General features: G+C 52.9%; 18 protein-coding genes, 1 tRNA gene and 1 pseudogene. 17 read left to right on the plus strand and 3 right to left on the minus strand.

Features of this window, described 5'->3' with window-relative positions:
- Positions 1-12 precede the first annotated feature (12 nt).
- The gene (gene queA / locus LIS66_RS21735) at positions 13-1,077 is read right to left on the minus strand and encodes a tRNA preQ1(34) S-adenosylmethionine ribosyltransferase-isomerase QueA (protein WP_042608346.1); all 1,065 of its coding nucleotides are present in this window, start codon (positions 1,075-1,077) and stop codon (positions 13-15) included.
- Positions 1,078-1,185: 108 nt separating this feature from the next.
- On the opposite strand from queA, the gene LIS66_RS21740 reads away from it, so the two are divergent.
- The 10 genes and pseudogenes from LIS66_RS21740 to LIS66_RS21785 all read left to right on the plus strand — a co-directional run bounded on the left by LIS66_RS21740 (position 1,186) and on the right by LIS66_RS21785 (position 10,128).
- Positions 1,186-1,270: transfer RNA gene (locus tag LIS66_RS21740), tRNA-Leu, on the plus strand.
- Between the two features lie 164 nt (positions 1,271-1,434).
- A complete protein-coding gene (locus LIS66_RS21745) occupies positions 1,435-2,676 on the plus strand; it encodes a tyrosine-type recombinase/integrase (RefSeq protein WP_227973021.1) in 1,242 nt (413 codons plus the stop codon).
- 244 nt (positions 2,677-2,920) lie between these two features.
- Positions 2,921-3,841 carry a hypothetical protein gene (locus LIS66_RS21750; protein WP_227973022.1) on the plus strand — a complete coding sequence of 307 codons (921 nt, stop codon included), beginning with the start codon at positions 2,921-2,923 and terminating at the stop codon, positions 3,839-3,841.
- Positions 3,842-3,926: 85 nt separating this feature from the next.
- The gene (locus LIS66_RS21755) at positions 3,927-4,193 is read left to right on the plus strand and encodes a helix-turn-helix transcriptional regulator (protein ID WP_227973023.1); all 267 of its coding nucleotides are present in this window, start codon (positions 3,927-3,929) and stop codon (positions 4,191-4,193) included.
- The gene (locus LIS66_RS21760; RefSeq protein ID WP_227973024.1) at positions 4,190-4,798 is read left to right on the plus strand and encodes a hypothetical protein; all 609 of its coding nucleotides are present in this window, start codon (positions 4,190-4,192) and stop codon (positions 4,796-4,798) included. The genes LIS66_RS21755 and LIS66_RS21760 overlap by 4 nt, the downstream gene beginning before the upstream one ends.
- Complete coding sequence (locus tag LIS66_RS21765; protein ID WP_227973025.1) at positions 4,795-5,100, plus strand: hypothetical protein; 306 nt, start codon at positions 4,795-4,797, stop codon at positions 5,098-5,100. The genes LIS66_RS21760 and LIS66_RS21765 overlap by 4 nt, the downstream gene beginning before the upstream one ends.
- A gap of 534 nt (positions 5,101-5,634) precedes the next feature.
- Positions 5,635-5,919, plus strand: a complete 285-nt coding sequence (locus LIS66_RS21770; RefSeq protein ID WP_227973026.1) for a hypothetical protein — start codon at positions 5,635-5,637, stop codon at positions 5,917-5,919.
- A complete protein-coding gene (locus tag LIS66_RS21775) occupies positions 5,916-6,188 on the plus strand; it encodes a DUF3077 domain-containing protein (protein ID WP_227973027.1) in 273 nt (90 codons plus the stop codon). Before LIS66_RS21770 ends, LIS66_RS21775 begins: the two co-directional genes overlap by 4 nt.
- A pseudogene (locus LIS66_RS21780) lies at positions 6,185-9,090 on the plus strand (DUF927 domain-containing protein). Before LIS66_RS21775 ends, LIS66_RS21780 begins: the two are co-directional and overlap by 4 nt.
- A gap of 93 nt (positions 9,091-9,183) precedes the next feature.
- Positions 9,184-10,128 carry a chromosome segregation protein SMC gene (locus LIS66_RS21785; protein ID WP_227973028.1) on the plus strand — a complete coding sequence of 315 codons (945 nt, stop codon included), beginning with the start codon at positions 9,184-9,186 and terminating at the stop codon, positions 10,126-10,128.
- Positions 10,129-10,538: 410 nt separating this feature from the next.
- On the opposite strand, the gene LIS66_RS21790 is transcribed toward LIS66_RS21785, so the two are convergent.
- Complete coding sequence (locus tag LIS66_RS21790; protein WP_227973029.1) at positions 10,539-15,419, minus strand: hypothetical protein; 4,881 nt, start codon at positions 15,417-15,419, stop codon at positions 10,539-10,541.
- A gap of 1,282 nt (positions 15,420-16,701) precedes the next feature.
- Between LIS66_RS21790 and LIS66_RS21795 the strand changes: the two genes are divergently transcribed.
- The 4 genes from LIS66_RS21795 to LIS66_RS21810 all read left to right on the plus strand — a co-directional run bounded on the left by LIS66_RS21795 (position 16,702) and on the right by LIS66_RS21810 (position 19,747).
- Complete coding sequence (locus LIS66_RS21795; RefSeq protein WP_122603736.1) at positions 16,702-16,917, plus strand: hypothetical protein; 216 nt, start codon at positions 16,702-16,704, stop codon at positions 16,915-16,917.
- A 32-nt stretch (positions 16,918-16,949) separates the two neighbouring features.
- Positions 16,950-18,038 carry a toxin-antitoxin system TumE family protein gene (locus LIS66_RS21800; RefSeq protein WP_227973030.1) on the plus strand — a complete coding sequence of 363 codons (1,089 nt, stop codon included), beginning with the start codon at positions 16,950-16,952 and terminating at the stop codon, positions 18,036-18,038.
- Between the two features lie 492 nt (positions 18,039-18,530).
- Positions 18,531-19,142, plus strand: a complete 612-nt coding sequence (locus tag LIS66_RS21805; RefSeq protein ID WP_155400895.1) for a hypothetical protein — start codon at positions 18,531-18,533, stop codon at positions 19,140-19,142.
- Positions 19,143-19,417: 275 nt separating this feature from the next.
- On the plus strand, positions 19,418-19,747 hold the full coding sequence (locus tag LIS66_RS21810; protein ID WP_227973031.1) for a hypothetical protein: 330 nt from the start codon (positions 19,418-19,420) through the stop codon (positions 19,745-19,747).
- 18 nt (positions 19,748-19,765) lie between these two features.
- Here LIS66_RS21810 and LIS66_RS21815 read toward each other — a convergent pair whose 3' ends face one another.
- Positions 19,766-20,134, minus strand: coding sequence for a PH domain-containing protein (locus tag LIS66_RS21815; protein WP_039761415.1), 369 nt, complete (start codon positions 20,132-20,134; stop codon positions 19,766-19,768).
- A 164-nt stretch (positions 20,135-20,298) separates the two neighbouring features.
- Here LIS66_RS21815 and LIS66_RS21820 point away from each other — a divergent pair, with 164 nt between their 5' ends.
- From LIS66_RS21820 to LIS66_RS21830, 3 genes are all read left to right on the plus strand, one after another.
- Entirely contained in the window at positions 20,299-20,670 is a 372-nt protein-coding gene (locus tag LIS66_RS21820) for a hypothetical protein (RefSeq protein ID WP_227973032.1), read from the plus strand.
- Positions 20,671-20,762: 92 nt separating this feature from the next.
- Positions 20,763-21,515 (plus strand): hypothetical protein, encoded by a 753-nt coding sequence (locus LIS66_RS21825; RefSeq protein ID WP_042608350.1) that lies wholly within the window; start codon positions 20,763-20,765, stop codon positions 21,513-21,515.
- A 70-nt stretch (positions 21,516-21,585) separates the two neighbouring features.
- Complete coding sequence (locus LIS66_RS21830; protein ID WP_227973033.1) at positions 21,586-23,505, plus strand: alkaline phosphatase D family protein; 1,920 nt, start codon at positions 21,586-21,588, stop codon at positions 23,503-23,505.
- Positions 23,506-23,726 lie beyond the last annotated feature (221 nt).

Here is a 23,726-nt window from a genome sequence, read left to right on the forward strand (position 1 = left end):
GACATTCGCGACTCATTCTGTTTCCTCTGGGCCCGACTGTTCAGGGGCAGTTGGAGCGGGATTGCGGGTGATGAACATCGCATCCCCGTAGCTGAAAAAGCGGTAACCGTTTTCAACGGCGGCCTTGTAGGCGGCCATGGTTTCGGGATAACCGGCAAACGCGGAAACCAGCATCAACAACGTGGATTCCGGCAAATGGAAATTGGTCACCAGGGCATCGACCACATGAAACGGCCGGCCTGGGTAGATAAAGATGTCGGTGTCGCCACTGAACGGCTTGAGCACACCATCGCGCGCCGCACTTTCCAGCGAACGCACACTGGTGGTGCCGACCGCGATCACCCGACCGCCACGCGCGCGGCATGCCGCCACGGCATCGACCACGTCCTGGCCGACTTCCAGCCACTCGCTGTGCATGTGGTGATCTTCGATCTTCTCGACGCGCACCGGCTGAAACGTCCCCGCGCCGACGTGCAAAGTAACGAACGCCGTCTCGACGCCCTTGGCAGCAATCGCCTGCATCAACGGCTCATCGAAATGCAGCCCTGCCGTCGGTGCCGCCACCGCGCCCAGACGCTGGGCATACACGGTCTGATAACGCTCGCGGTCCGAGCCTTCATCCGGGCGGTCTATATAAGGAGGCAACGGCATGTGCCCGACGCGGTCGAGCAGCGGCAACACTTCCTCGGCAAAACCCAGCTCGAACAACGCGTCATGACGCGCGAGCATCTCGGCTTCGCCACCACCGTCGATAAGAATCTTCGAACCCGGCTTGGGCGACTTGCTGGAGCGCACATGAGCCAGCACGCGGTGCGCATCGAGCACGCGCTCGACAAGAATTTCCAGCTTGCCGCCGGACGCTTTCTGCCCGAAAAGCCGCGCCGGAATCACCCGGGTATTGTTGAACACCATCAAATCGCCCGGGCGCAAATGCTCAAGCAAATCAGTGAATTGACGGTGTGCCAGGGCGCCGCTCGGCCCATCGAGGGTCAGCAGGCGACTACCGCGACGCTCGGCCAACGGATGGCGGGCGATCAGCGAATCAGGAAGCTCGAAAGTAAAGTCAGCAACGCGCATGATGGGGTTCGTCTAGCAGGGCCGGAAAGTCTAGCGGAAATATCAAAAATTGACCATGAAACGTGATTGACCAACGGTAATCACCTCTCTATACTTCGCCGCCATTGAGCCCTGATGGCGGAATTGGTAGACGCGGCGGATTCAAAATCCGTTTTCGAAAGGAGTGGGAGTTCGAGTCTCCCTCGGGGCACCATATAGCAGTATCTGAAAGTCTCTACCAGACTTTCAGACCCAGATAAACCGGCCACTTGGTCGGTTTTTTTGTGCCTGTCTGTTTATGCCAGTCTCCCTCTATCCGTTGTATCCCTGTATCCCTGCTTGTATCCTGAGAAAAATACCGAACTTTGGGATACAAGGATGAAGCGCGCAGACATCAAGCGCCGCCCTCTCGCTGATACGACACTCGCGGGATTGGAGCCGGAATCAAAGGAATACCGAGAGCTGGACGGAAACGGCCTTTATTTCAGGGTCAAACCTGATGGAGGCAAGTCTTGGCAATTTCGCTACAAACGTCCGGCGGGCAATTGGGCTTGGATGGGGCTCGGGGGTTACCCGGAAGTAAGTGGCGCGCTGGCACGAGACAAAGCCGCTGATCTACGCAAAGTAGTTAGTAGCGGTGCCGACCCACTTGAACAGAAGAGATCCGCTAAAGCTGCTATCGACGCGGTCAAAACTCGAACCTTTCGAGCTGCCGCTGATGCCTGGCTGAAGGCAAAAGAGGAAAAGGGTCTCGCACCCTCCACTCTCAACAAAATCCGCACCTACCTCGACAAAGACATACTCCCGGCACTGGGAGATAAGCCGCTAGACGAAATAACCCGTACCGACTGCGCAGAACTCCAAGCATCAATCGAAGCCCGCGACGCACACAACGTGGCGGAGAAGTGCCGCACTTGGATAAATCAGATATTCGGGCGAGCCATCGGCTTGGGTCTTACCGAAAACGATCCTGGCAGTCGACTTCGCGATATTGCGGCCCAAGCCCCAAAGACTCAGCAGCACCCACATCTGCTGGAGCCTGAGCTGGCTGAATTTCTCCAAGCCCTCAAAAATACTCCAAGTAGGCTGACGGCCCGCACTGCGGCATGGCTTTGTGTATGGACGGCATCACGACCTGGGATGGTCCGCCTGGCTGAATGGAAAGAGTTCAACCTTGATAAAGGCATTTGGACCACACCAGCCTCCAAGATGAAGATGCGTCGGGATTTCGTATGCCCCCTTCCTCACCAAGCTGTTGCTGCGCTTAAAGAGCTGCACTGCTTAACCGGACGGAGTCGTTGGCTATTCCCCGGAGTCGGAGCGAAAAATCCAACCATCAGTGAAAACACGATCAACAAGGTCTTCGCCACCATCGGCTATAAGGGACGTCTTGTTGGGCATGGGACTCGCCATACAGCGAGCACATTGCTTCGAGAACATGGTTGGCCGAAAGAACATGTTGAGGCGCAGCTTGCTCACAAAGAAGAAGGTATCTCAGGCGTGTACAACAAAGCCCAATATCTTGAGCAACGCGTAAAGATGATGCAGTGGTATGCGAATCATCTTGATGCATTAGAGTCAGGGAACGTATCGCACGTACAGCCTGGAAAGGTTGTATGAGAGCGAAAACCCGTACCCGCCCTAAAACAGGTGTAACCGGTGTTGCGCGTGTAACGCAGCGCAACAACCCATTGAAAACGTTGAATTTATATCGAGTTACACCGTGTCTGACGCTCCCATCAAGAGCGTGTTACGTCGGCGGGATGTGTAACGGACACGAAGCCACATGCTCCCTGTCGGCAACCTCTTTCCAAGGCATTGCTCGCAGGGTCAGTCATCCTTTGTGGGGGCGAGGGGCGCTCTGATGGAACACACACTTGGCACCAGAGATCTGGAACTTGAAATCGCCGGAGCAGATGTGGCCAGTCTCCTTTGGGATCTTGACGAGGTCGAGCAAGCCGTCCGCGAGCTAGCGTTGTATAGCGATTTCGCTGAGAGCTTCCGCGACGCGTTTGTGTGTATCGATAACGCAACCTTCTTCTGGCTAGAGGATGGTCGGTATGCTGATTGTGCTGATTCAGTGACAAAAGCAATGTTTCACCTCCGCGCCACAATTGATGAGCACTTCAGTTTTTCCGAAACCACGTCACTGCCGAGGGTCGTCCGCCGCTTCCTCGGGATTGATCATTCGGCAAGCGACACTCAGCTCGTAGCGACTTACGCTCTCATACAAGCGGTTCAGGCGGTCGAAGCCCTTGCGAACTGGCTATTTGATTTAGAGCTATCTCTATACGACTTGGATGTCGATCTGATAGAGCAGCTAAGACAAACTGATCCTCAGCAATACCTCGCGCTCGTAACCCGAGCACGAAGACGAGATAGCAGCTCAGAAATCATCGCCCGGGAAGACTTCGCCATTTTCAATGGCGAGGCCTCCAAGATCTTGATGCTAGCTTCTCTCTATCAACAGGCTGATTTCAGCGATGGTCTGCGTAACGATTTCGCGGCATCAAGTTTTCTAAGAAGTGCATTGGATAAGGCCTTTGCGGCTAAAGCTTCAGCAAGAGCCCAAGCTGCTGGAAAGGCGAATAGAAATCCAGGCGCAATAAAGCAGGAAAACAGCCACAAACTTTTCGAGGAAATTAGTACAGCCGCGAGAAGCCAAATATCCAGCAATCCAAAAATATCGGAAACCGAGCTAGTCAAAACGATAGTCGCGCAGGGCAAAGCATCTGCGCCGACCGTTAGGAAGCACTTAAGGAAAGGTGGATTTATTCCTCGATAATTTTTCAAGTTCGCAAAAAGCAAACCATGTTTGCTTTTTTTTCGCCCTCTAGTCTGTGCCTGTCTCCCACCATAAAGGCACGACTATGACTATCTCTATTGCTACTGAAAAAAACTCCCTCTCTCATCGCGACCCAGCCACGACCCTGATCAGAATATCTGAGGTCATGGCCATCATTGGCTTAGCTCGCCCCACCATCTACAAGCTTATGCAGTGCACTGAAAGCGGCTTTCCGCGCCCCGTGAAATTAAGCATGAGCAATGCTCGCGGCGCTCCTGTCGCGTGGGTACTTGGCGAAGTTCAAGCTTGGGCACGTAGTCGCATTGAGGCACGTGACCAGGTGGCCGCATGAAGCGCAATTACTGCCCTTTCAAGGGGCCATTCTTCGATTCGTACAGCATCGGATTCCGGCTCTATCAACCTGGTGAAATCAACTGGCGTCATCGCACCATTGCGGGCGTGAGCTGGAACGGCGAAGAGCAGGAAGCGTTCTTTTTTAGCCCTGACGGGTTCGTACTTCCACTCAAAGCCAATCCTTGGGAACTGCCCGAACTGATCCGCAAAAATGCAGTGCGCAGAGAGTTTTCGAGTGTTCACGGCTCCGGCTATTTTGCTATGAGCGAAAGCCGCCTCGCCTCGCTGAAATCGCGCGGCATGGCCGACTGGGTCACCTACTGGCTCGTCGATCAATCAGCAGGATTCGCGAACGATCCGGTGGTGTGGCAACGCATCACGGATGAGGATCTTGCCGCCGAGAAGACGACAAGCGAGCGCGCTCATCAAGATATGCGCTTGACCTCCGACCTCAACGGTTATGTCGAGGAGTGTGTTGCACAACGCCGCGAGCAAATGGACGTTGTACACCGCCGACGCTGTGTTGAAGACAGCAAGATCCTCTCCTGGCTCAAAGGCGAAACACCGCCTCCACTGTTCGCTAATGCGCAGGAGGCAGCATGAATCGCAAAATTGCTGATATCGCCGTTATGCATCCGTTTTCTGTGCTCCGCCGGATCGGATTTCCCCCTTGCCTCATGCAGCGTCTTGAACGCCACCGCAGCCGACAGGAAAAGCAAGGTCGCATAGTCAGTGTCCTGAGCTGGGCGGACGGCACCTGGTGCGCCCTTTCCCTCCACTGCGAAAAGACTGGAGCCGTGGTCGTCGACGAAGGCCAGCAAACTCACGCCTACGAAGACGCCCGCTCGATGCTCAGCGGCGGTTTTCTACCACTCCTATCCCTGCGCTGGGAAGCCCATGCCTGAAACGAAAACGCCTCCGGGGGCGATCCGGAGGCGTTGAGGTCAAACTACATGCACGAACAATTTATGCCGCACCCGAAAAAACCGCAAGCCATCAGCGCAGTTGCACTTTCGAAAAACGGGCGTTACTCTCTGACCATCGCTGCAAATTCAGCGATTGGGCTTGGCGGCCCAGACAGTACAAGGCGCAACAGCGCCCCCATTACGTTTGCAGGCGCTTTTTTTGCGCCCGCATTCCCGTGTTATGGCGGGTTGCGTAGGAGCACCCTCGGGTGCGCCGGTCTCCTTGTACGCCGGTCCGCCAATCCTGCGCAATCCGTCACCCTAATCTGCTTGGCGGCAGACGGTGACGGTTCCTCAGTACAAGGAGCCTTCACAAATGCAACGCACCCTCAATCCGTCCAAAATTCGCGCCGCTGCACACCGTGCAATGGCTCTCGCCGCTTTACACGCCAATTCCAGCCTCGCTACACGCCTCTCCCGTTACAACGCTCACATGGCCAAAGCCCGAGCACTCGAAACCGCAGGCGGTGCCCAATGAACAGTGCTTTGAGCTTCGCCCTGCCCGAAGACCTTCTCTGCGTGAATCCGACCGCAGAAGCCGGTGTGCCCATCGACGCCATCACCTGCGCCATTGCTCGCGCCGACTCGGTGCTGACGCTGCTTGAAGAACACTTCGAAAACGATTCCTCGCGCCTTGCTAATCACGTCATCGCGGCCGTCCTCTGGGACGTGCGCGGCACACTTGGCTTGATCAAAACGCTGACCTTGCACGGCGACTCCACCTCGATGCCTGCTGCGCAGAAAGGCGGTGCGCTATGACCACCTCCACCACCCTCGGGCATGCCACGTTCACTCGCGTGAACGCCTCCGATTTGAAGTTGTTCCGGGTCAATGCCGGAATACCGGTCGAAGACGCACTGGAGATGGTTTCCCTGCTGCAGCATCACGCCAACCAACTTAATTTCGACGCCGCCATGAGTGAAAGCGGTGAGCGTTTCAGTTGGCCTGCCATGTACCTAGGCGAGATGGCTAAAGCTCTGATCGATGATATCAACGACGCATTGTTTCTGCCGAGGGCTGACGCATGAGCCAACGCCCGAGCACCTCCGCAAAGCGTCCAAGCTTTGCCGACGTGAAAGCCGCCGCACTGAAAGACATTGATCGCGTTCTGTCTCACTGGCTGCCCAATGGCAAGCGCGTCGACGGAGGTAAGGAATACACCGCACCCAACCCAACCCGCAGCGATAAGCGCGCCGGTTCGCTCAAGATCAGTTTGAGCAAAGGCACATGGTCCGACTTTGCCACCGGCGACAAGGGCGGCGACCTGATCGATTTGGTGCGCTATCTGGACGGCGGCACTGACATCGAGGCCTGCAACCAACTCGCAGAATTGCTCAACGTGTCGCCCGGCGGTGCCCAGGCGAAGACAGCGCCTGCCAAGACAAAAGCCCCTGAGTGGATTGCCATCCAGCCGATCCCAGGCGAGGCCATGAATAAGTGCCCTGCCAAGCATCGGCAGCACGGCGCACCGTCCAAGGTGTGGATCTACCGTGATGCAAAAGGCCAGCCGCTTATGGCGCTCTACCGCTTCGACCTGACGCCCGATGAGGACGGCAAGCCGAAAAAGGTCTTTGCACCACTTACATGGTGCGAGCGCGCCGATGGCCAAACCAAGCAATGGCGCTGGCAGGGTCTGCCCGATCCACGTCCGCTGTTGCGACTTGATGAACTGGCTGAGCGCAGTGATGCACCGATAGTTTTATGCGAAGGCGAGAAAGCTGCCGATGCTGCCGCCGAACTGCTGCCGGGCCACGTGGCCACCTGCTGGCCGAACGGTTCCAACTCTTGGCATAAAGCTGACCTGACACCACTTAAGGGTCGCGATGTGCTGTTGTGGCCTGACAACGACGACAGCGGCAAAGCTTGCATGAAAACCGTCGCCGAAAAGCTGCGCGAAATCGGAGCCGCCTCGGTCCGTTTCATCGCTATGGACTCGTTCAAACGCAAGCCCACGCTGAAGAGTGGCCGCGCCGCTTTCGCCAAAGGTGGTCAATGGGATGATGGTGATGACGCTGCCGATGCGCTTACCAAAAATTGGACAGCCGCGCATTTCGCCGAGCTGCAAAGCAGCGGCGAGCTGTTTGGTTTGGTCGAGGAACAACCATCCCCGGAGCAAACTGAAGCCAAGCCGGACGCGAAGACGAAACCCGCAGCCAAGCGCCCGACAAAATCGAAAACCGACCTGATGCCCGGCGGCTTTCGACTCACGTCAGAAGGTGTGTTTTATGCCGGTGATGACGGTGAGGCGCGTCCGGTGTGCTCGCCATTGGAGATCCTCGCCCGTACTCGCGACGACAAAGGTCAGACTGGGGCTTGTTAGTCGAATTCGACGATCCCGACGGCGCCAAGAAACGCTGGAACATTCCGGCGCGCACCATGACCGGTGACTTTGGCAAAGACGTGCTCGGCCCGCTGGTGGACATGGGACTACGTCTCGCAGGAAGTCGGTCAGGGCGTAATGCACGCAATGATCTACAGAGTTATCTCGGCGGCTTCGACAGCGCCCAACGGGCTCGACTGGTCACGCGTTTAGGTTGGCATGACACGGCGTTTCTACTGCCCGAGCAGCAGGTTGGTGCGCACAGCGAGCACCTACACTTCTACGAAGCCGGTTCGCAACTTCCTCCAATCAGCGAAGCGGGCACGCTTGAACAATGGCAAGAGCAGATCGGCGCGCTGTGCGTCGGCAATCATCGTTTGGCATTTGTCGTCGGCGTGGCCTTCGCGGGGCCGCTGTTGCACATGCTTGGTCATGAGTCGGGCGGCTTTCACTTGTACGGCGACAGCTCCGGCGGCAAGACCACCCATTTGCAGGTCGCCGCATCGATCTACGGCGGACCGCGACTGGTGCGTTCGTGGCGTTCCACCGACAACGCGCTGGAGTCTATCGCCGCCGCGCATTCCGACGGCCTTCTGGTCTTGGATGAAATCGGCATGTGCGACCCGCGCATCATCGGCGAGACGGTGTACATGCTCGGCAACGGCACAGGCAAGGCACGCGCCAACGATCGAGGCCAAGCTGGCCGACAGGTGCAAGAGTGGCGCCTGCTATTTCTCTCCACCGGCGAGAAGACGTTGGCCCAGCACATGGCCGAAGCGAACAAGGAACTAAAAGCGGGTATGGAAGTGCGCATGCTTGCTGTCCCGGCCGATGCCAGCAAAGGCCTCGGCATGTTCGATGTGCTTAACGGTTTTGAAGATGCAGCGGCACTGTCCGACGCGCTCAAAGCACGCGTAGCGAAGTACTACGGCACGCCGCTCACCGCCTTCCTTACCGCGCTGTGTGAACCCGGTAAACGTCACGGCTGGGCAGCCATCCTGCGCCGCACGCTGGAAGGTTTTATCGCCCAGTCGTTACCGGCGTCGGCCAGTGGACAAGCGCACCGTGCCGCCGCTCGCTTCGGTCTCGCCGCTGCAGCGGGCGAGTTGGCAACCGCGATGGGGATCACCGGCTGGCCCGACGGGACCGCCACCACCGCTGCTCGCGTATGCCTCAACGCATGGATGAACGAGCGTGGCGGCGCCGGCAACTTCGAGGGCGATGCAATCGTGGCGCGACTTAGACAGATCATCGAGCGCTTCGGTGAGAGCCGCTTTACGCGTTGGGAGTCGACAGCGGCGAAGATCGACGAACACGGTCCGCGCACCATCGACCGACTCGGTTTTCGTAAGACGTTGGAGCACGGTCTTGGTGATTCCCTGCACACAACCAACACCTACTACGTGCTCCCCGAGTTATGGCGCTCGGAAATCTTCCGAGGCATGAACATCAACGCGGTGAACAAGGAACTGCTGCAGCGCGGTGTTCTGGAACCGGGGAAGGACGGCAAGGCGTCGAGCCTGATCCGGTTACCAGGCCTCGGTACGCAACGTTGCTACATCGTGAAGACGATTCCGGGAATGGATCAGAGCGAGGCTCGGGCTGCCTGAGGGCATCTCTGCTGATCGAGGTAGCGCCGGCTAAATCCCGGCCTCGCCAGCCACTCAGCAAACCCACAATCGAATTGAACAGAGACCAACCACATGAACGAGATTCAAAACCTGAAAGACCGTCGCGACCATCTGTTGAGCGAGGCCGACCAACTGCATGCCGAACTACTGCCTCTTGAGGCTGTGCTGGAAAGCGAGGAAACCATCGAGCCGACTCAGGAGCGCGAACTCCGCAACAGGTACAACGAGCTGAAACGGAGTTTCGATTCGCGCAAAAACAACGCCGACCTTTTGGACAGGAAGATCGGTCGCCGCGAGAACCTTGCCTACTGCGATTCCCTGATGGCGGGATACATCGAAGCGATGGATAACTGGGCCGCTGATGAACAGGAGTTGAAGGAGAAGCGCCAAAGCCTCAGCAACCGTTTGGAGCAGATTCAGAAGCAGGCGGAAGAGGACATGGCGAGAGCTCGTCAGGCCGAGACGGACGCTGCCACGGCTTACGCGCAGGCAGTCGCCTGGGGTGATACCGAAGGCGAGAAGACCGCCAACACTGATGCGCAGAAGGCGGCGAAGAACCTCACGGTGGCCACCGAACACAATCGTCGCCAACACCTGATCATGAAGGCTTTAGAGCAGGAGCTGGTCACCGTAGATAAATACATCGCCGAAGCACAGGTAAAGCATAAGGGGATAGAGCGCACCGCCCTGCTGCTATCGCAAACGGTACTCGAAGAAAAGTGGAACGAAGCCGCAAAAGCGTTGTTCGAGGTGGGCGGAAAATTGTGGGCCAATTACAACCTGCTTGACCGTGACCAGATTGGACTTATGAAGCTTGCCGTTCCAGAGCAAGGTGAGAACTTTGGGAATTGGACGTGGGAAGAGCTATCAGCTCGTTCGCGCCAATATCGCGCGCGGGACTTAATCCAGCTCGACAGCCTGACGGTACCGCAATACCTCGAAGATATGAACAATCCAGAACGACGCAAGGATGAACGTAATGAACAAGCCGATACAGAACAGCGCCAGTTGGTCTGACACGCTCAAAACTCGGAAGGCCCATCTCAATGCGTTGTTGAAAACCCTCAACGCTGAAGCTGGTAAATCCAGCCCGATACAGAGTCTAACAATCACCGCAATTAAATCGGAGGTGACACATATTGAACGACAGCTGAATCGTCGACAATGACGATTTAGGAAGGAGCTGACTGAGTAACTACCTAAAAAAGGCCTCCAGGAGGCCTTTTTTTAAAGTTTGAGAGTTGGCAAGCAAATACACGGCAAAAAAGTATGAATAAGTTGAATAAAAAAGCCCAAAATCATTGTCTAGCTCAAAGCTTAAATGACAAGCATCTGAGAACGAAAACCTTGCTTTGCGCTCCAGGCCACCCTCTACAGTAAGGCCGCCAGTAAGGCGACCCCAAACAAGAGCGGAATCAGATATGACGCTACAACTGAAACCTCTCTATTTTAACCCTACCACCATCTATGAACACCTGATCCACTAAAAATCTATTCAGCTGCCCTTCGCATTCTGAAAGATCATGAGGCGTCATGATTGATATCTCACTAACCTTGTACCCTATAGAGTTGAATGAAGTCCCCAGCCTCAACCCCACGCCCTTACTTATTATCCATCTATCATGAATTAACTCTGCATTATTGAGTTTACCAACGCCATAAATATAAGTCTCAGGCGGAGTTTGATCCGATATTTTTTGCCACGCCACCTCGAAATCGTCATTTGAAGCCGACTTCTTCTCTTTTAGATAGCTTGACGATGCAATAACCTGAATTTTACAAGATGGGTTTGCGGCTTGAATCATTTGTATAATTTCAACATCATCACTTGTAAAAAACGGGTCACAGAACTTTACATATTCCAAGCAGTTCTGATTAAGCCAGTTTTGTATATACTCCAGCGCGGAAGCTCGAGTATTAGGCTTAATAATCATTCCTTTCACCGAGGAATCGAGTCCGCCGACGTGTACCGCTGAATGTGTTTTAGTACTTATCACCTCAATAGCCAATTCAGACGTTTTCATTAACGTCTCACACATAGGCAATATATGTTGATTGATATCACTTGCTGAGATGTATTTTCTCGCAGCATTCTCTACATACCAACACAACAAAGGATACAACTCACCCAAACCTAGATCTAGGTCACACGACATATACGCGGTCAGCGCGGATACAGGCTTAGCCGTAATGCGTCCTGACAATAATGAAGAGAGGTTCCTCCATGCTGCCTCAGCGAGAAACTCTTCATCGATATCTTTGCCTGCTCCGGAACTGCTGCAGTCAGCGAACGCTTTTTTTGCCTTGACAACCGACAGAGTATGTTTTGCGTGCGCTCGTGCCTCTAGGCGAGTTGGATCATCACCGATAAGCTCTAAGAGCTCCTCTGCGAATTTTTGATCAATTTGATCAGCTGCATCTATTAGGGATTTTTGCACGTCCGCAATTACGTCTATGTCTTCAATCTCCTGACACATAGTAAATGCTTCACGCAACATTTTCTTGGAAGAAAAAGGATTTAGTTCTTTGCAAGTTATCGCACACAACTCCAAGCGACCGATCTTATCCACCAACCAAGGAATTAGATTTGATCCTGCCTCAGCCGCCTCCAAAAGCTCCTTTTTTTGTGACAAGAATTTCACAGGCATCGAGCTCAAGATCTCTATATAAACGAACGCCTTATCAGCAGCATTTGGAATCAACTTTGCCTCTTCGATTAAGGCTAGCCAAGTCGGCAATGCAACATCCGTTATCATATAAACCCGAGCTAACGCACATAGCGCATAACCTTTATGGGTAATATTTTTTGCATCAGGTAATTTTGCCCTTATCAAAAGAGTAAGACGCTCACTAATGTCTTTACGCTGCTGAGCAGAGAACTTAGATTTGCTTTTTTTACTTGCAATAGATCGGAGCAACCTTTCGAGCGATGGATAGATGGATGAATCGAACACCATATATTCAATAAGGGTGATAATGTCGGATGCTTGATTATAATCTAACGAAAACTCTTCAGTTGAATCCACGGCTGCAGGATCTGTAGCAGTCTGCCTGCGCCTGATAAACTCACAAGCATTGTAGAGCGCAGCTTCTCTATTGCTCTCAGATAAGCAGGACAATTCTTTCAGGGATGACTCACTATGGCAAACGAACAACGCAGGGAACGCTATTTCATACATCGCCGCGTATAAGGATTCATTAGAGCGCCGCGTCTTTTCCAGAAGAGGATAACAGAAATCGGAAACTATAGTTTTAAGCATGCTATCAGCAAGCCATGCTCGCGATGCTAAATCCGTATACAGCGCTATCTGCTGTCTTGGAGATGATAGTTTACCAATAGCGGCAGCTAAACGCAGAAGCATTTCCGAATCTACAGAACCACTTTTTATTGCTACCCCATAAGATCTGACAGTTAATGCCAGACACTGCATCAGGCATTGTTGGACGCCTAGATTTTCGAATTCCAGTGTACCTCGAAACTCCGTTGCACGCTGATAAAGCTTTTCAGCCTCATCAATGGCAGTTTCGGACAGTGCTTCGACCGCGTTGAAGCAGACCTCATTTCTAACTGCTCCCGGGGGATACTTATCAATCAGTTCATTTATTGAGCCGACCAGGTAGGACCATCCCATAGGACTGTTAGACCTGGCGAACTGCTTAAATAAATTCACTTTACATCTAGCGATAATTAGATAGTCACCAATTCTTCCAACAACACTTCTTAGGCACTCAGCCCAGCCATTATCAAAATCTTCTTTGATTACTATTCTGGTACACGAAAGAATAAGATTGGAGACAAACTCCTCATCATCAATTGAATCTAGAATCTTAATGAATAATGTTTCGTTTTGCTCAACAGAAGGCTTGCGAACAAGATCCTCAGCAATCAATTGCAATGCCAAAAACCGACTACGCATGGTATTTAATCGGCTAGCCAAACTGTAGGCTTCAGTCACATCGCACTCTATAAGCGCGGGCAAAACGGATTCAATACACTCGTATTGAGAAGCTGAGTTACTAAGCAGATCATCAACAGAGGTTTTTAGACCTTCATCAATGACAACCTTAAATCCTTCCTCATCTTCAAATTTATTATCAGGATCAATATATCTTAACGCGTAAAACAGCCTCACAAAGCATTCAGACTGCACCTCACAGTTATTAGACTCACAAACAACATAGTAAGCCTCCATAAGCCTATCATAAGCTTTGCGCGGGTTGCTTTGGGATTCAGCATAGGCAAGATATGTGTTCAACCTCACGAGCTCACGAACTAAAGAAGCATCCTTCACAAGCTTAATTTGACGATCAAACAGCCCGATCAACTCCTGAGCGACCTCCTGCTCCCCATCGGTCGTTCGAAGTGCACTGGCCAAAGACGCTAGATCTTTCAGAGTGACATTGTACCCTGTGTCTTTATCTATAACGCCAAGCACATACTTAACAATTTCTAATAATCCCTCACGCTTATTTTGCGTTGACACAAAACGAATTAAAACTCTAGTTTTGTTTTTTATTTTCGACGAGTCAAAGAAATTTATGATTTCTGCCGAGCTATCATCTTTATGAAACAAGGTCATAGCAGCAGTAAACTCCTTCACTGCTTTATTTTTTATGCGACCTTCAAAAGAGTTACCTTCAAGCTCTTGTTTCTCCATAGAAGCAACAATACTAAACCTGGAAAATGTAAGATCTTTACGCTTAGCATCACTTACGTTAATCAAACATCTTTCCAACGCTTCAGAAGCTAATGTTACGTCAACAGATACCAGCTCTTCGGCAATTTGCAGCGCCGCTCCGCCGCCCTCACTAAAGTCTACATTTTTAACTAACTGAACAATATGCTCTAGAAGAAATGGATCGACGTTTTTCGACTTACTCTTCAAACCATTTGCATACGCTGTTAGAAGTGACAATTTAGATATTTTTGTCAGCGCACGCTCAACCAACTGCATCGCATGTTGAGTCTTCCCGATGGCAACCAGAGCGTTAACTTCAGCTTTGGATGCACTCGACTCCGAAAGATCTACGAAAAGGGATTTCTGCAATGCAAATTGAAATATTGATAACGGTCGACCTTCTGCATGAGCACTAACGAGACCAATCGAAGCACTCGACTTTAGCAAAGCCAATGACTGAGTGGATTCAAGCAGCATATAATAATGCTCGCTTGATACAAGCTCTATAATTTCTGCATTACGACTTTGCTGCTGCAAATATCCAGCGAGAAATAGTAGAGTTTCGTTGCTCTCCGGCTTTCTCTTAAGATAATCTATCTGCAACCCTACAATTTCCAGCTGGTAGTTCTTCAGTTTATTTTCCGCGTACTTTCTATGAGAGCTAGAGATAAAGCCGATCACACCGGTAGTTTTCAGCTCTAAAAAAGTGCAGAGTTCAAGCATCTCCGCAACTTCAGAAGCACTAACCCCTAAAATAATCTCAATTTCATTTCGACTAATTATCTGCTTAGAAAAAGCAAGCAGAGACACCGCCCTTTTCTGATTGGCGCTCAATTCTTCGATATTATTGAAATCGAGAGCGATGAAATCAAGATGTTTCTCCGGCGAGCTTAGTAAAACATCAGGCAAACTGGTTCCGACCTTTAACTGCCGTTTAATAGCGCACAACTTACCAGGATTGCCCCGGCATAGCTGCTTCAGATCTGCTAACTCTCCGAATGGTAAAGCAAATTCTTCGAACAGTGCGTCGACTTCTGACTCCGTGAAGCGGCGCAACTGACAGGTTTTAGAAGAAGATTTATTAAGAGATTTAGCCAGCCGATTTTGCGGCCCGGAAATTAAAAATCGAAAATTACCCACACCAATTGGTAAAGCGGAGTTAAAAATAGCTGAAATGTAGGCATCATCATCAACAGGGATGTGAGCCATTCCATCTACAACAAAGTAAGCTATCTTACCCTTGAACCTTGCTCTAGTTCTGAACAGCAGAGTACTAAACTCTGCATCATCGATTGCTGCCTTTTCAAACGGCACTTCATCCAAAAAAAGTTTAAGCTGCTCAGCGATAATAAGGCGTACATAATCGAGACTGTAGGAGTATTGGCTCGCCGGACTCAAGAATACTGAAAATGTATTCTCCATATTTGCAGCGACAAACTGAGCAAGTACAGTGGTCGCGCCAATTCCGCTTTCACCCTCAAGAAATACAACATGATTTTCTGATGTAAATACATCCACAATAGTTTCGAGAACGTCTTTTCTTTCTATAAGAGGCTCATCTGAACTGAGAAAAAGCTGTGTGGAATTCCAGTTTTTAGGTTGTAGCTCAATATCTTGGGCGCTGCTCATTGTCTGTTCCCTGACTTAAACTTTTACGCTCGTTATAGCATGCCGTTAAAAAAAATGGACCCCTTTGCTTAGGTTTCGTATGTACAAGAAGGGAAAAATGACTGGAAGTTTTGGGAAACCGATAGGGACCTGTATAAAAACACAGCAAAAATACAGCAAAAACACAGGCGAGAGGCGCTGTAACATCCATGTTTACGAGATAATGGAGCGCTGACTAATGCTCTTCCACCTATGGTGACGCTGAGAGGCGACAAGAACTAATATTTTGAGAACGAGCCCGACAGATCCATTGGATATTGTGGAGGTCTGCACCTACCCATCATTATTCTGATCCATCCCCTGAATGGTCGCGAAAACTGGCTCTTTAAGGTGCATAAGCCCTGATCGTTTACTGAGCAGGAGTGTTCCCAAGTGGCAGCCTTCAGCAAGACTGCAAAAAAGGTTGGCTGCACCGCAGACGTCGAGAAGACGGTGCCAGAGACACAGAAATTAGGCCTATCTATGGAGGGAGCATATTACGGGGGGGTATGCCTTTTTGCACTGATACCGGCCCCAACACCGTTACACCGTTTCGCGTAGTTACACCACCAGCACACATATTCACCAATCCGTGTCACACAATGTTTTTGTTTAAATTCAATGACTTATAATCAGCGTTACACTTGCTACACCGGTTACACCACTATTACGACTATCTGCCCCACTCCCCAGTGAACGGCACCCCACCAGCGACAAGGTCCCAGTCTCGGTTGGGGCCCCATACGATTTCAGCTACCTGCGGGGTCGGAAACCCGCCGGACTTTGTTAGCGGACAGGTGCCCAGCTTAGTGAACAGGTGAACTGGGTGAACACATCGTTCACCCAGTTCAAATGCACAGTGTCTCGGAAAGACGCCGGGGCCCCTGAGCAAATCTGAAAGACACGGGGCACAAAACCCGCGCGATCTTGGCAGTGGCTGATTTTTCTACATTGGTTGACAAGTTGACTCGGTTGACAGCCCAAGGCCCATAATCATCAACATAAAAGGCCATCGTTACCGATGCGGTAACGATGGCCTTTTTTCAGCAGAATTCTTTCGATTTCAATGCCTGAAATTTCAGTAACTTTGAAATCCTTCCACTAACACAGCCACGCGGGTTTCCGACCCCGTGTCCAAGCAAGATGCTCAGGGTCCCCGGCAGGCTTCTAGAACTCTACCGGGACCGAGCGTTCATGGATTGCACGACACCAGGTGCTACGGGATGATCGCCAATTTATCAACCGGCAAATCGAGGAAGCACTCATGGAAGACATCACGCTCTTGGCGTCACTACTGACCCGCATGAACCAAAATCAACTGGCATTGGGCGCAGCAGTTGAGGAACTAGCAGTTTGGGTAGAACAACGAGGCTCCGCAGACGTAGCAAGCAACGTTAGAGGAGCTCTTGACACATTGGATAAAAACCTAGACTTCATCAACCTAGCGCTTTTATCTCTGCCAACAGCAGGCAAAAAGTGATTACCACCCTGTACATGGTAGGAGCGGTTTAAATGGACGATGAACCTGTTTGGCGCCTGTTCAATGTAGATGATGCGATCAACGCGCTCTCGGACTCAGATCCGGTCGGGCCGACGGTTGATTTATACGTCGCAACATTGGCCTACAAAAATTTCGACTTCATCTCGAAACGGCTACCCCACATCATCGAGTGCTCAACCTACAACCCACTCGCATGGCTACAGATGCTCGATAGCGCTTCCGAACGCTATTGGATACAAGAAAAAAATGAGGGTGTCGCCGTATATGGTGCCACTGAGCATTGCGGATGCGTACGAACCTACAGGCTCAACGTCGAACACCCCGTGCGTGCTCATAAACACGGACGGGAGTGGGTGGTACTTCCAAACGAAAAGGAGCTTTATTCCCTGCTCGACTCAGCATCAGCCCAGGCTGTCTTCAATTCTTGGCACCACTGGACTACGCAGGGAAATAAGCACGCCACTGCGCTAGCTGAAGGTCGCTTCAAAAATACTTCAGTAGGGCAATCGTTGATAATTTCCAGCGGGCTGGGTTGCGTTGTGTGTGCCGCACCAGCAGTCGCACATGCGAGCACCACGATCGGCTTAGCTACCTCACAGGCTATGCTTGTGCAGCTTCCGGTCTGCGCCATTCACCTAGAGGAGGCGCGAGCGGAGCCCAACGTACTGGCATTCATATCGAAGATGTTCTCTCTCTCGCTTGATATACCCGAGTCGATTCGAACTGAATCAATACCCGATGCCATGATCAGCGAAGTACACCAAATTGCCGCAAACGAGTTAGGAGGCACGATCGGCACTGCAGAAAAGCGCAAGGGAAACTGGATTCTTAAAATAGAACTCCCTACTGGATGGCATTGGGTACTGCGCCTGAGGACATTGATGGACTATGCCTACATGCTTTTCAGACCTGGTGACGACGTAGCTGTCTACCGAGCAGACTCAGCACCTCATCACACTGAGCTCCCCTTTTTCCCTGATCACGAGCACTCGAGGCCAGATCGCAAAAAAGATGTCACAGCTCCAAGTTACCTGTATGGAACGCCAATTTTCGATCTAAAGAGGTTGCGAACTGTCAGTCAAGAACATAAGGCAATATGAACCAGCCTTGAAATGCCCTCCCCTTGCAGAGTCACCGACCATGCTTGATTTGAAAACAGGGAATTCTAACCTTCAGTTCCGGGTAGTCTTATCTGGCAGTGGGTCTGCAGGGAGCTACCGAGAATGGTACTACCATGCTAGCAATGATGATCATGTATCCCTACATGTATCCCGAGTTAGCAAACCTCTCTGGAGGCCTTGAGTTTACTGGAAGACTCCAGTCTCCCTCGGCACCAACACAGAGAAAAAGGTCTTGCGAAAGCAGGGCCTTTTTTTTCGTCTGGAGGAAAGTGGGGCGTTGATTTTTTGCATGTGCGAGACGCCGAGGATTGCACTCAACAACGGCCTAATCCCCAGACGCTGAAAGAAGCAAGGTGCTGAGCAAATGCCCTTGATGACCTTTGCCGGAATCGTTACCAACCGGCAGTAGACGGCAGGCTTACAAGATAGTAGCGTCGCGCCACCACTCTAAGTCATGTAAAGGATTACGTCATGCTTCTCTCTGTCGTTCGGTGTGCTGCATTTGCCAGTGTGCTATCAACGCTCGTCGGGTGCTCCGCGGTAGGCGTGGTAAGCAGTTCGGACCCTCATCAAAAGCTGGCCGATGCTAATGCTTTGGTAGATCAGAATAGACCGTTGCCTGCAGAGCGGCTCATTGTCGAAACGCTGACGATCTGCCAGGCCACGGCGGATCAGCTTTGCTTTGCCGATGCGTACCGAAGTTATGGTTTGTTTTTCATGTCGCCTACTTTGGGTGGTCAATGGGCGAATCATTACACCACCAACGGTTTTCTTGATCGCACAGCGACCTACAGTGCTCGCTATGAGAAGGCCAACGAGTACTTCGAAAAGTCACGGGCAATTTATGCGCAGGCCGGCAAGTTCGATGTCGTGACCAATATCAATCTCAACCGTGGTTTCGCTTATGAGATGGCGGCGAACAAGCCGTCCGCTTGCAGTGCCTACAACGACAGCCTGGCGGCCAGCCATGAAAATCTTCGGCTACAACCGGGAGCCGTGATTCGAGTGCCGGAAAAATACGGCACGTTTGAGAATTACATCGCTTTGCAGAAGAAACGCGTGGGATGCGATAGCCAAGGCTGAGCCCATTAGCGAACAATCTTTCAGACCACCTTCAAGCGCGAGGAGCGGCGGAACACGCGCTCCAGCGCAGTGCCTGCCTGAACTGGTTCCAACGTCGTGAATCAAGGCGCGCTAACAACATGGATGTCGAGGTTGTGCCAGCCTGTGACGCCAGTTGCCGGATCGCTGGTTGCCCCCAATGCGATCACCGCCCGTATAATCACGCCCGCACAACAGACCTCCGCCGGCATTTTTCGTGTTGGTTTGAAGCCTCCCTTCTACGACAGACATCCCCCATGGAAACCTCACTGGAAACCGTCGCCCTCTTCTCCCTCAAACTCGCCTACGAGGAAGAAGGCCTCAGCCCGATCCTGCGCGATGACATGGTCATGGGCGACTACCAAAAAGACGTTTTCGAATTGCTGGTGAAGCGCGGCGATGTCGAGTCCATTCAGTTCAAGCTGAACGAATGCCTGAGCCTCGCGCTGGATGCGCTTGGTGGGGTCGAGAAGCCGTTGGGGCGGGAGTTGCGCAAGTTGTCGGCGGAGTTGGCTCAGGCGCGATCCGTGGAGCAACTGGGTCAGCCGCTCCTCGCGCTGAAGGGGTATTTGCGCGACATTCTTTGAGTGCCGCGCGGTGGGTTCTTACAGCAGGTAGCTGGAGATGTATTTGGAGATCTCCACCATCGAGGTCTTGCCGGTGAATTCGAATTTCACTTTGCCCAGCGACGAAAAGTAAATCTCCAGTTCCGAATCCAGATCGAAGGTGCCCGAAGTTTCCACGGAGTAGGCGACGATGTTTTTGTAGGGCAGTGAGGTGAAATCCTTTTTGCTGCCGGTGATGCCCTGGACGTTGACGGCGATGATGCGTTTGTTGGTGAAGACCACGCCGTCACGCATGGCTTTGTAGGAATCGATGACTTGTTCGCCTTCCAGTAGTAGTGCGGTGACGCGCTCAGCGTACTCATCGTTCTGTTTGAGTTTGAAGAAGCCTTTGTTGTTGAAGTCGATCATCTGTCCATCCTCTGAGTAAAAAAAACTCCCGGTAAAGCTTTGGCTCAGTGACGCGCCCTTAATGCGAAAGTGGCGCGATGCCAGTATTTTGTTATCTTGCGCCCAAATCTTTCGAGAGGCACTGGCGCCTACCCGATCAAAGCGTTTTTCTGGAGTGGATTGCAATGGATGGGTGGCTTTTTGTACTAGCTCTGGTCGTGACGTGGGTATGGGTTGTAGGCGAACGAGGTGATTGGAACCTGGTGACAGCCAACCTCGCCGGATGTTTCGCTGGCTGGGTTGTCGGCTTGGTAGTGAAAGCGGTTTACGAGGGTTTCGTGGGCGGCACAAGCATGCAATCGTCGCCACACGTCGTGCGATCCCTGCTGATGGTGCTCAGCAGCCTTGGCGCGTTCGCCGGCATTTGGATTTGGGTGGTGCAACGCAAACGCCCCACGAGCAAGTTGACACGCCATATCATTGGCGCTGCTTTTGGCATTTTTGCCGGTTTCGATACGCTGATGCTGCTCACTCGGTTCATTCCTTTGAGTGCCTGACAGGGCGGACCGACAGGTTTGCTATCGTGCAGCCCTGTTGGAATGATTCGTGTGTCATCTAAAGAATTTCAAGGTTTGAGGAAAAGGATCAAATGGAGTTTCTGTATTTCCTGTTGTTTTTGCTCGTCTGGGGCCTCATGTGGCGCTGGGTGATGAAAAACCGCGGCAGCTGGAATCTGTTCTTTGGCACGTTCGCTGGTGTTCTGGCCGGGTTCATCGTCGCTCTAGTGGTACTGTCGATCACCCTCGCCTTATTCCCTCTGGCGCCGCGCTCCCCTGTGGAACCAACGCAAAGCGACGAGGCTGAAATCTCCTCTTCTTCCCCCGCGCCCGTTACACAAACCGTGTCCAGGTTGATGCCGGTGATCGCCTCCACGCCGGATACTTCCGACAACCTTGTCGACTATGTCGCCAGCGCACCTCAGAACGAGCCCTCTCCGCCCGAGTCCGCGCTGTTGCCGAACTACAGCGAACGCCTGCCCTCTTCGCTGCTCGAAAGGGATTTCAAGGACATCATGGGCAATGACTTTGTCGTGTCGCGCCGGCTGGCGGGCAGCAATGCGAATGCGGACAGATCGTTGATGGCGTTCATGATGTGCGACCCCTTCATCAAGCGCGCCATGCGTTTTGCAGCAGCGACTTCCATCGCAGGTGCCGAGAGCGCCAGCAGCCATCGGTTCAAAGATCAGACTTACAGCATTAACGGCACCCTGACCGCTCGCAACATGTTGGGCGACGATGTCCGCTATGCCTACGATTGTTCAGTTCAGCAAGTGGACGGCAACAATCCTGACAAGGCCGCATGGCGACTGCTCGGCCTGAAGTTGAAAAAGGTCGACTCTTAAGACTCATTTAAGGGATCAAGGTGCCGGCTGCGCTATCATCGCCGGCCTGTGCGCCTTGAGCTTTACCCTGATGTTTTCAACACCCGATGACCTGATCTCGCTGCCTCCTGTCCTCGCCGGCCCGCTGCTGCGACGGCTGGAGCCGACGCGCGTGGTGCTGTGGCTGGTGGGCTCGCGTGAACTGTCGCTGACCTTGCGCCTGCAGGGTGTAGGAGACATTCCGCTCGACTCGGAGAAATGCACGGTCATTGCCGTAGGCCGTCATGCCTTTGTGCATCTGATCGACGTTCAACTTGCAAGCGTCCTGCCCTGCGACACGTTTATCGATTACGACCTGCTGATTGATGACGCCATCGGCATGGCTGAATGGGCACCGCATCTGCTTTACGCCGGTGCCACCTGCGCGAACCTCGTCGTGCGTTCACGGATCGACCAATTGCTCCACGGCTCCTGCCGCAAGCCGCATCATCCGGCAACCGATGGTTTGCTCTGCGTCGATCAACTGCTGGCCGACGAAACCGATGCGCAGCAACGTCCGGCGCTGCTGATGATGAGCGGTGATCAGGTGTATGCCGATGACGTCGCCGGGCCAATGCTGCGGGCGATTCATGCCTTGATCGAGCGTCTCGGTCTGTTCGATGAGCACCTTGACGGTGCCGTGGTCAGCGACAGCGCCAAGCTCTACCAACACCCTGCCAGCTATTACCACCGTGCGGATTTGTTACCGGCGCTGGAGAGCAACGAGACCTTGCGCGAGCGATTTTTCGGTGGCGCGCGTAAGCCGATTTTCACCAGCAGCAGCGCCGACAATCATCTGGTGACGTTTGCCGAAGTCATGGCGATGTACATGCTGGTGTGGTCGCCGACGCCGTGGTCGCTGATCAATCCGAGCGCGCCGACGCTGACGCCGGAACGCCTGAAGCGCTACAACCTTGAGCAGACGCGTATCGATGCGTTCAAGGCTGGCCTTGGCAACGTCGCGCGGGCGCTGGCGCATCTGCCGAGCCTGATGATTTTCGATGATCACGACATCACCGATGACTGGAATCTCTCCGCGCAGTGGGAGGAAACCGCCTACGGTCATCCGTTCTCCAAACGCATCATCGGCAACGCGCTGATCGCCTATATGTTGTGCCAGGGCTGGGGCAACAATCCGGATGCCTTCAAGGGCGTGCTGGAGCAGACCGCGCAACTGGGCGCCAGTGGCGATGACGGCTATCTGGACATGCCAGTGCAGGACGATCTGATTGATCAGTTACTGCGTTTTCAGCAGTGGCATTTCGTGTTGCCGAGCAATCCGGCACTGGTGGTGATCGACACGCGCACGCGGCGCTGGCGCAGCGAGATGGCCCTCAAGCAACCGTCGGGCCTGCTCGACTGGGAGGCCTTGAGCGAACTGCAACAGGAACTGCTCGATCACCCTTCGGCAATCATCGTGTCGCCGGCGCCGATCTTCGGCGTGAAGCTGATTGAAACCGTACAGAAGGTGTTCAGCTGGTGCGGTTATCCACTGCTGGTCGACGCGGAAAACTGGATGGCCCATCGCGGCGCGGCCCAGGTGATCCTGAACATTTTCCGACACTCGCGCACACCCGGGAACTACGTGGTGCTGTCCGGCGATGTGCATTATTCCTTCGTCTACGAAGTCCTGATTCGCCACCGCAAGGCCGGCCCACGGATCTGGCAGATCACCAGCAGCGGCATCAAGAACGAATTCCCTGCAACCCTCCTGGAATGGTTCGACCGCCTCAACCGCTGGCTCTACTCGCCACGCTCGCCGTTGAACTGGTTCACCAAACGCCGGCTGATGCGCATCGTTCCGTATACGCCGGAACATGCCGAGGCCGGGGAACGGCTGTGGAATTCGGCGGGAATTGGACAGGTGTTTTTCAATGAACAGGGGCAGCCGAGCGAGATTGTTCAGCACAACTCGAATGGGGCGGAGAAGACGAGGATGCTGGCGCCGGAGTTTGAAGATGCGCCGGATTGAAGCAGTAACCATTTCCTACATCGGCTAGGTCATGGGATGACGAAATAAGGGCTTCGCGACACTGAACAGGACGGAGGAGGATTACAACCTTCTCAGAAACGTCTCGAATATTACTGAGCGATACTGATTGAAGTCGCAGTCAGCCCTGCTGCGACACAACCACTGGTAGGTGTCGGCTTGTCATCCTGTACTCATTTCTGTACGTTCTCCGCAACCAGCGA

Source organism: Pseudomonas sp. HN2 (assembly GCF_020736465.1).
GTDB lineage: Bacteria > Pseudomonadota > Gammaproteobacteria > Pseudomonadales > Pseudomonadaceae > Aquipseudomonas > Aquipseudomonas moraviensis_A.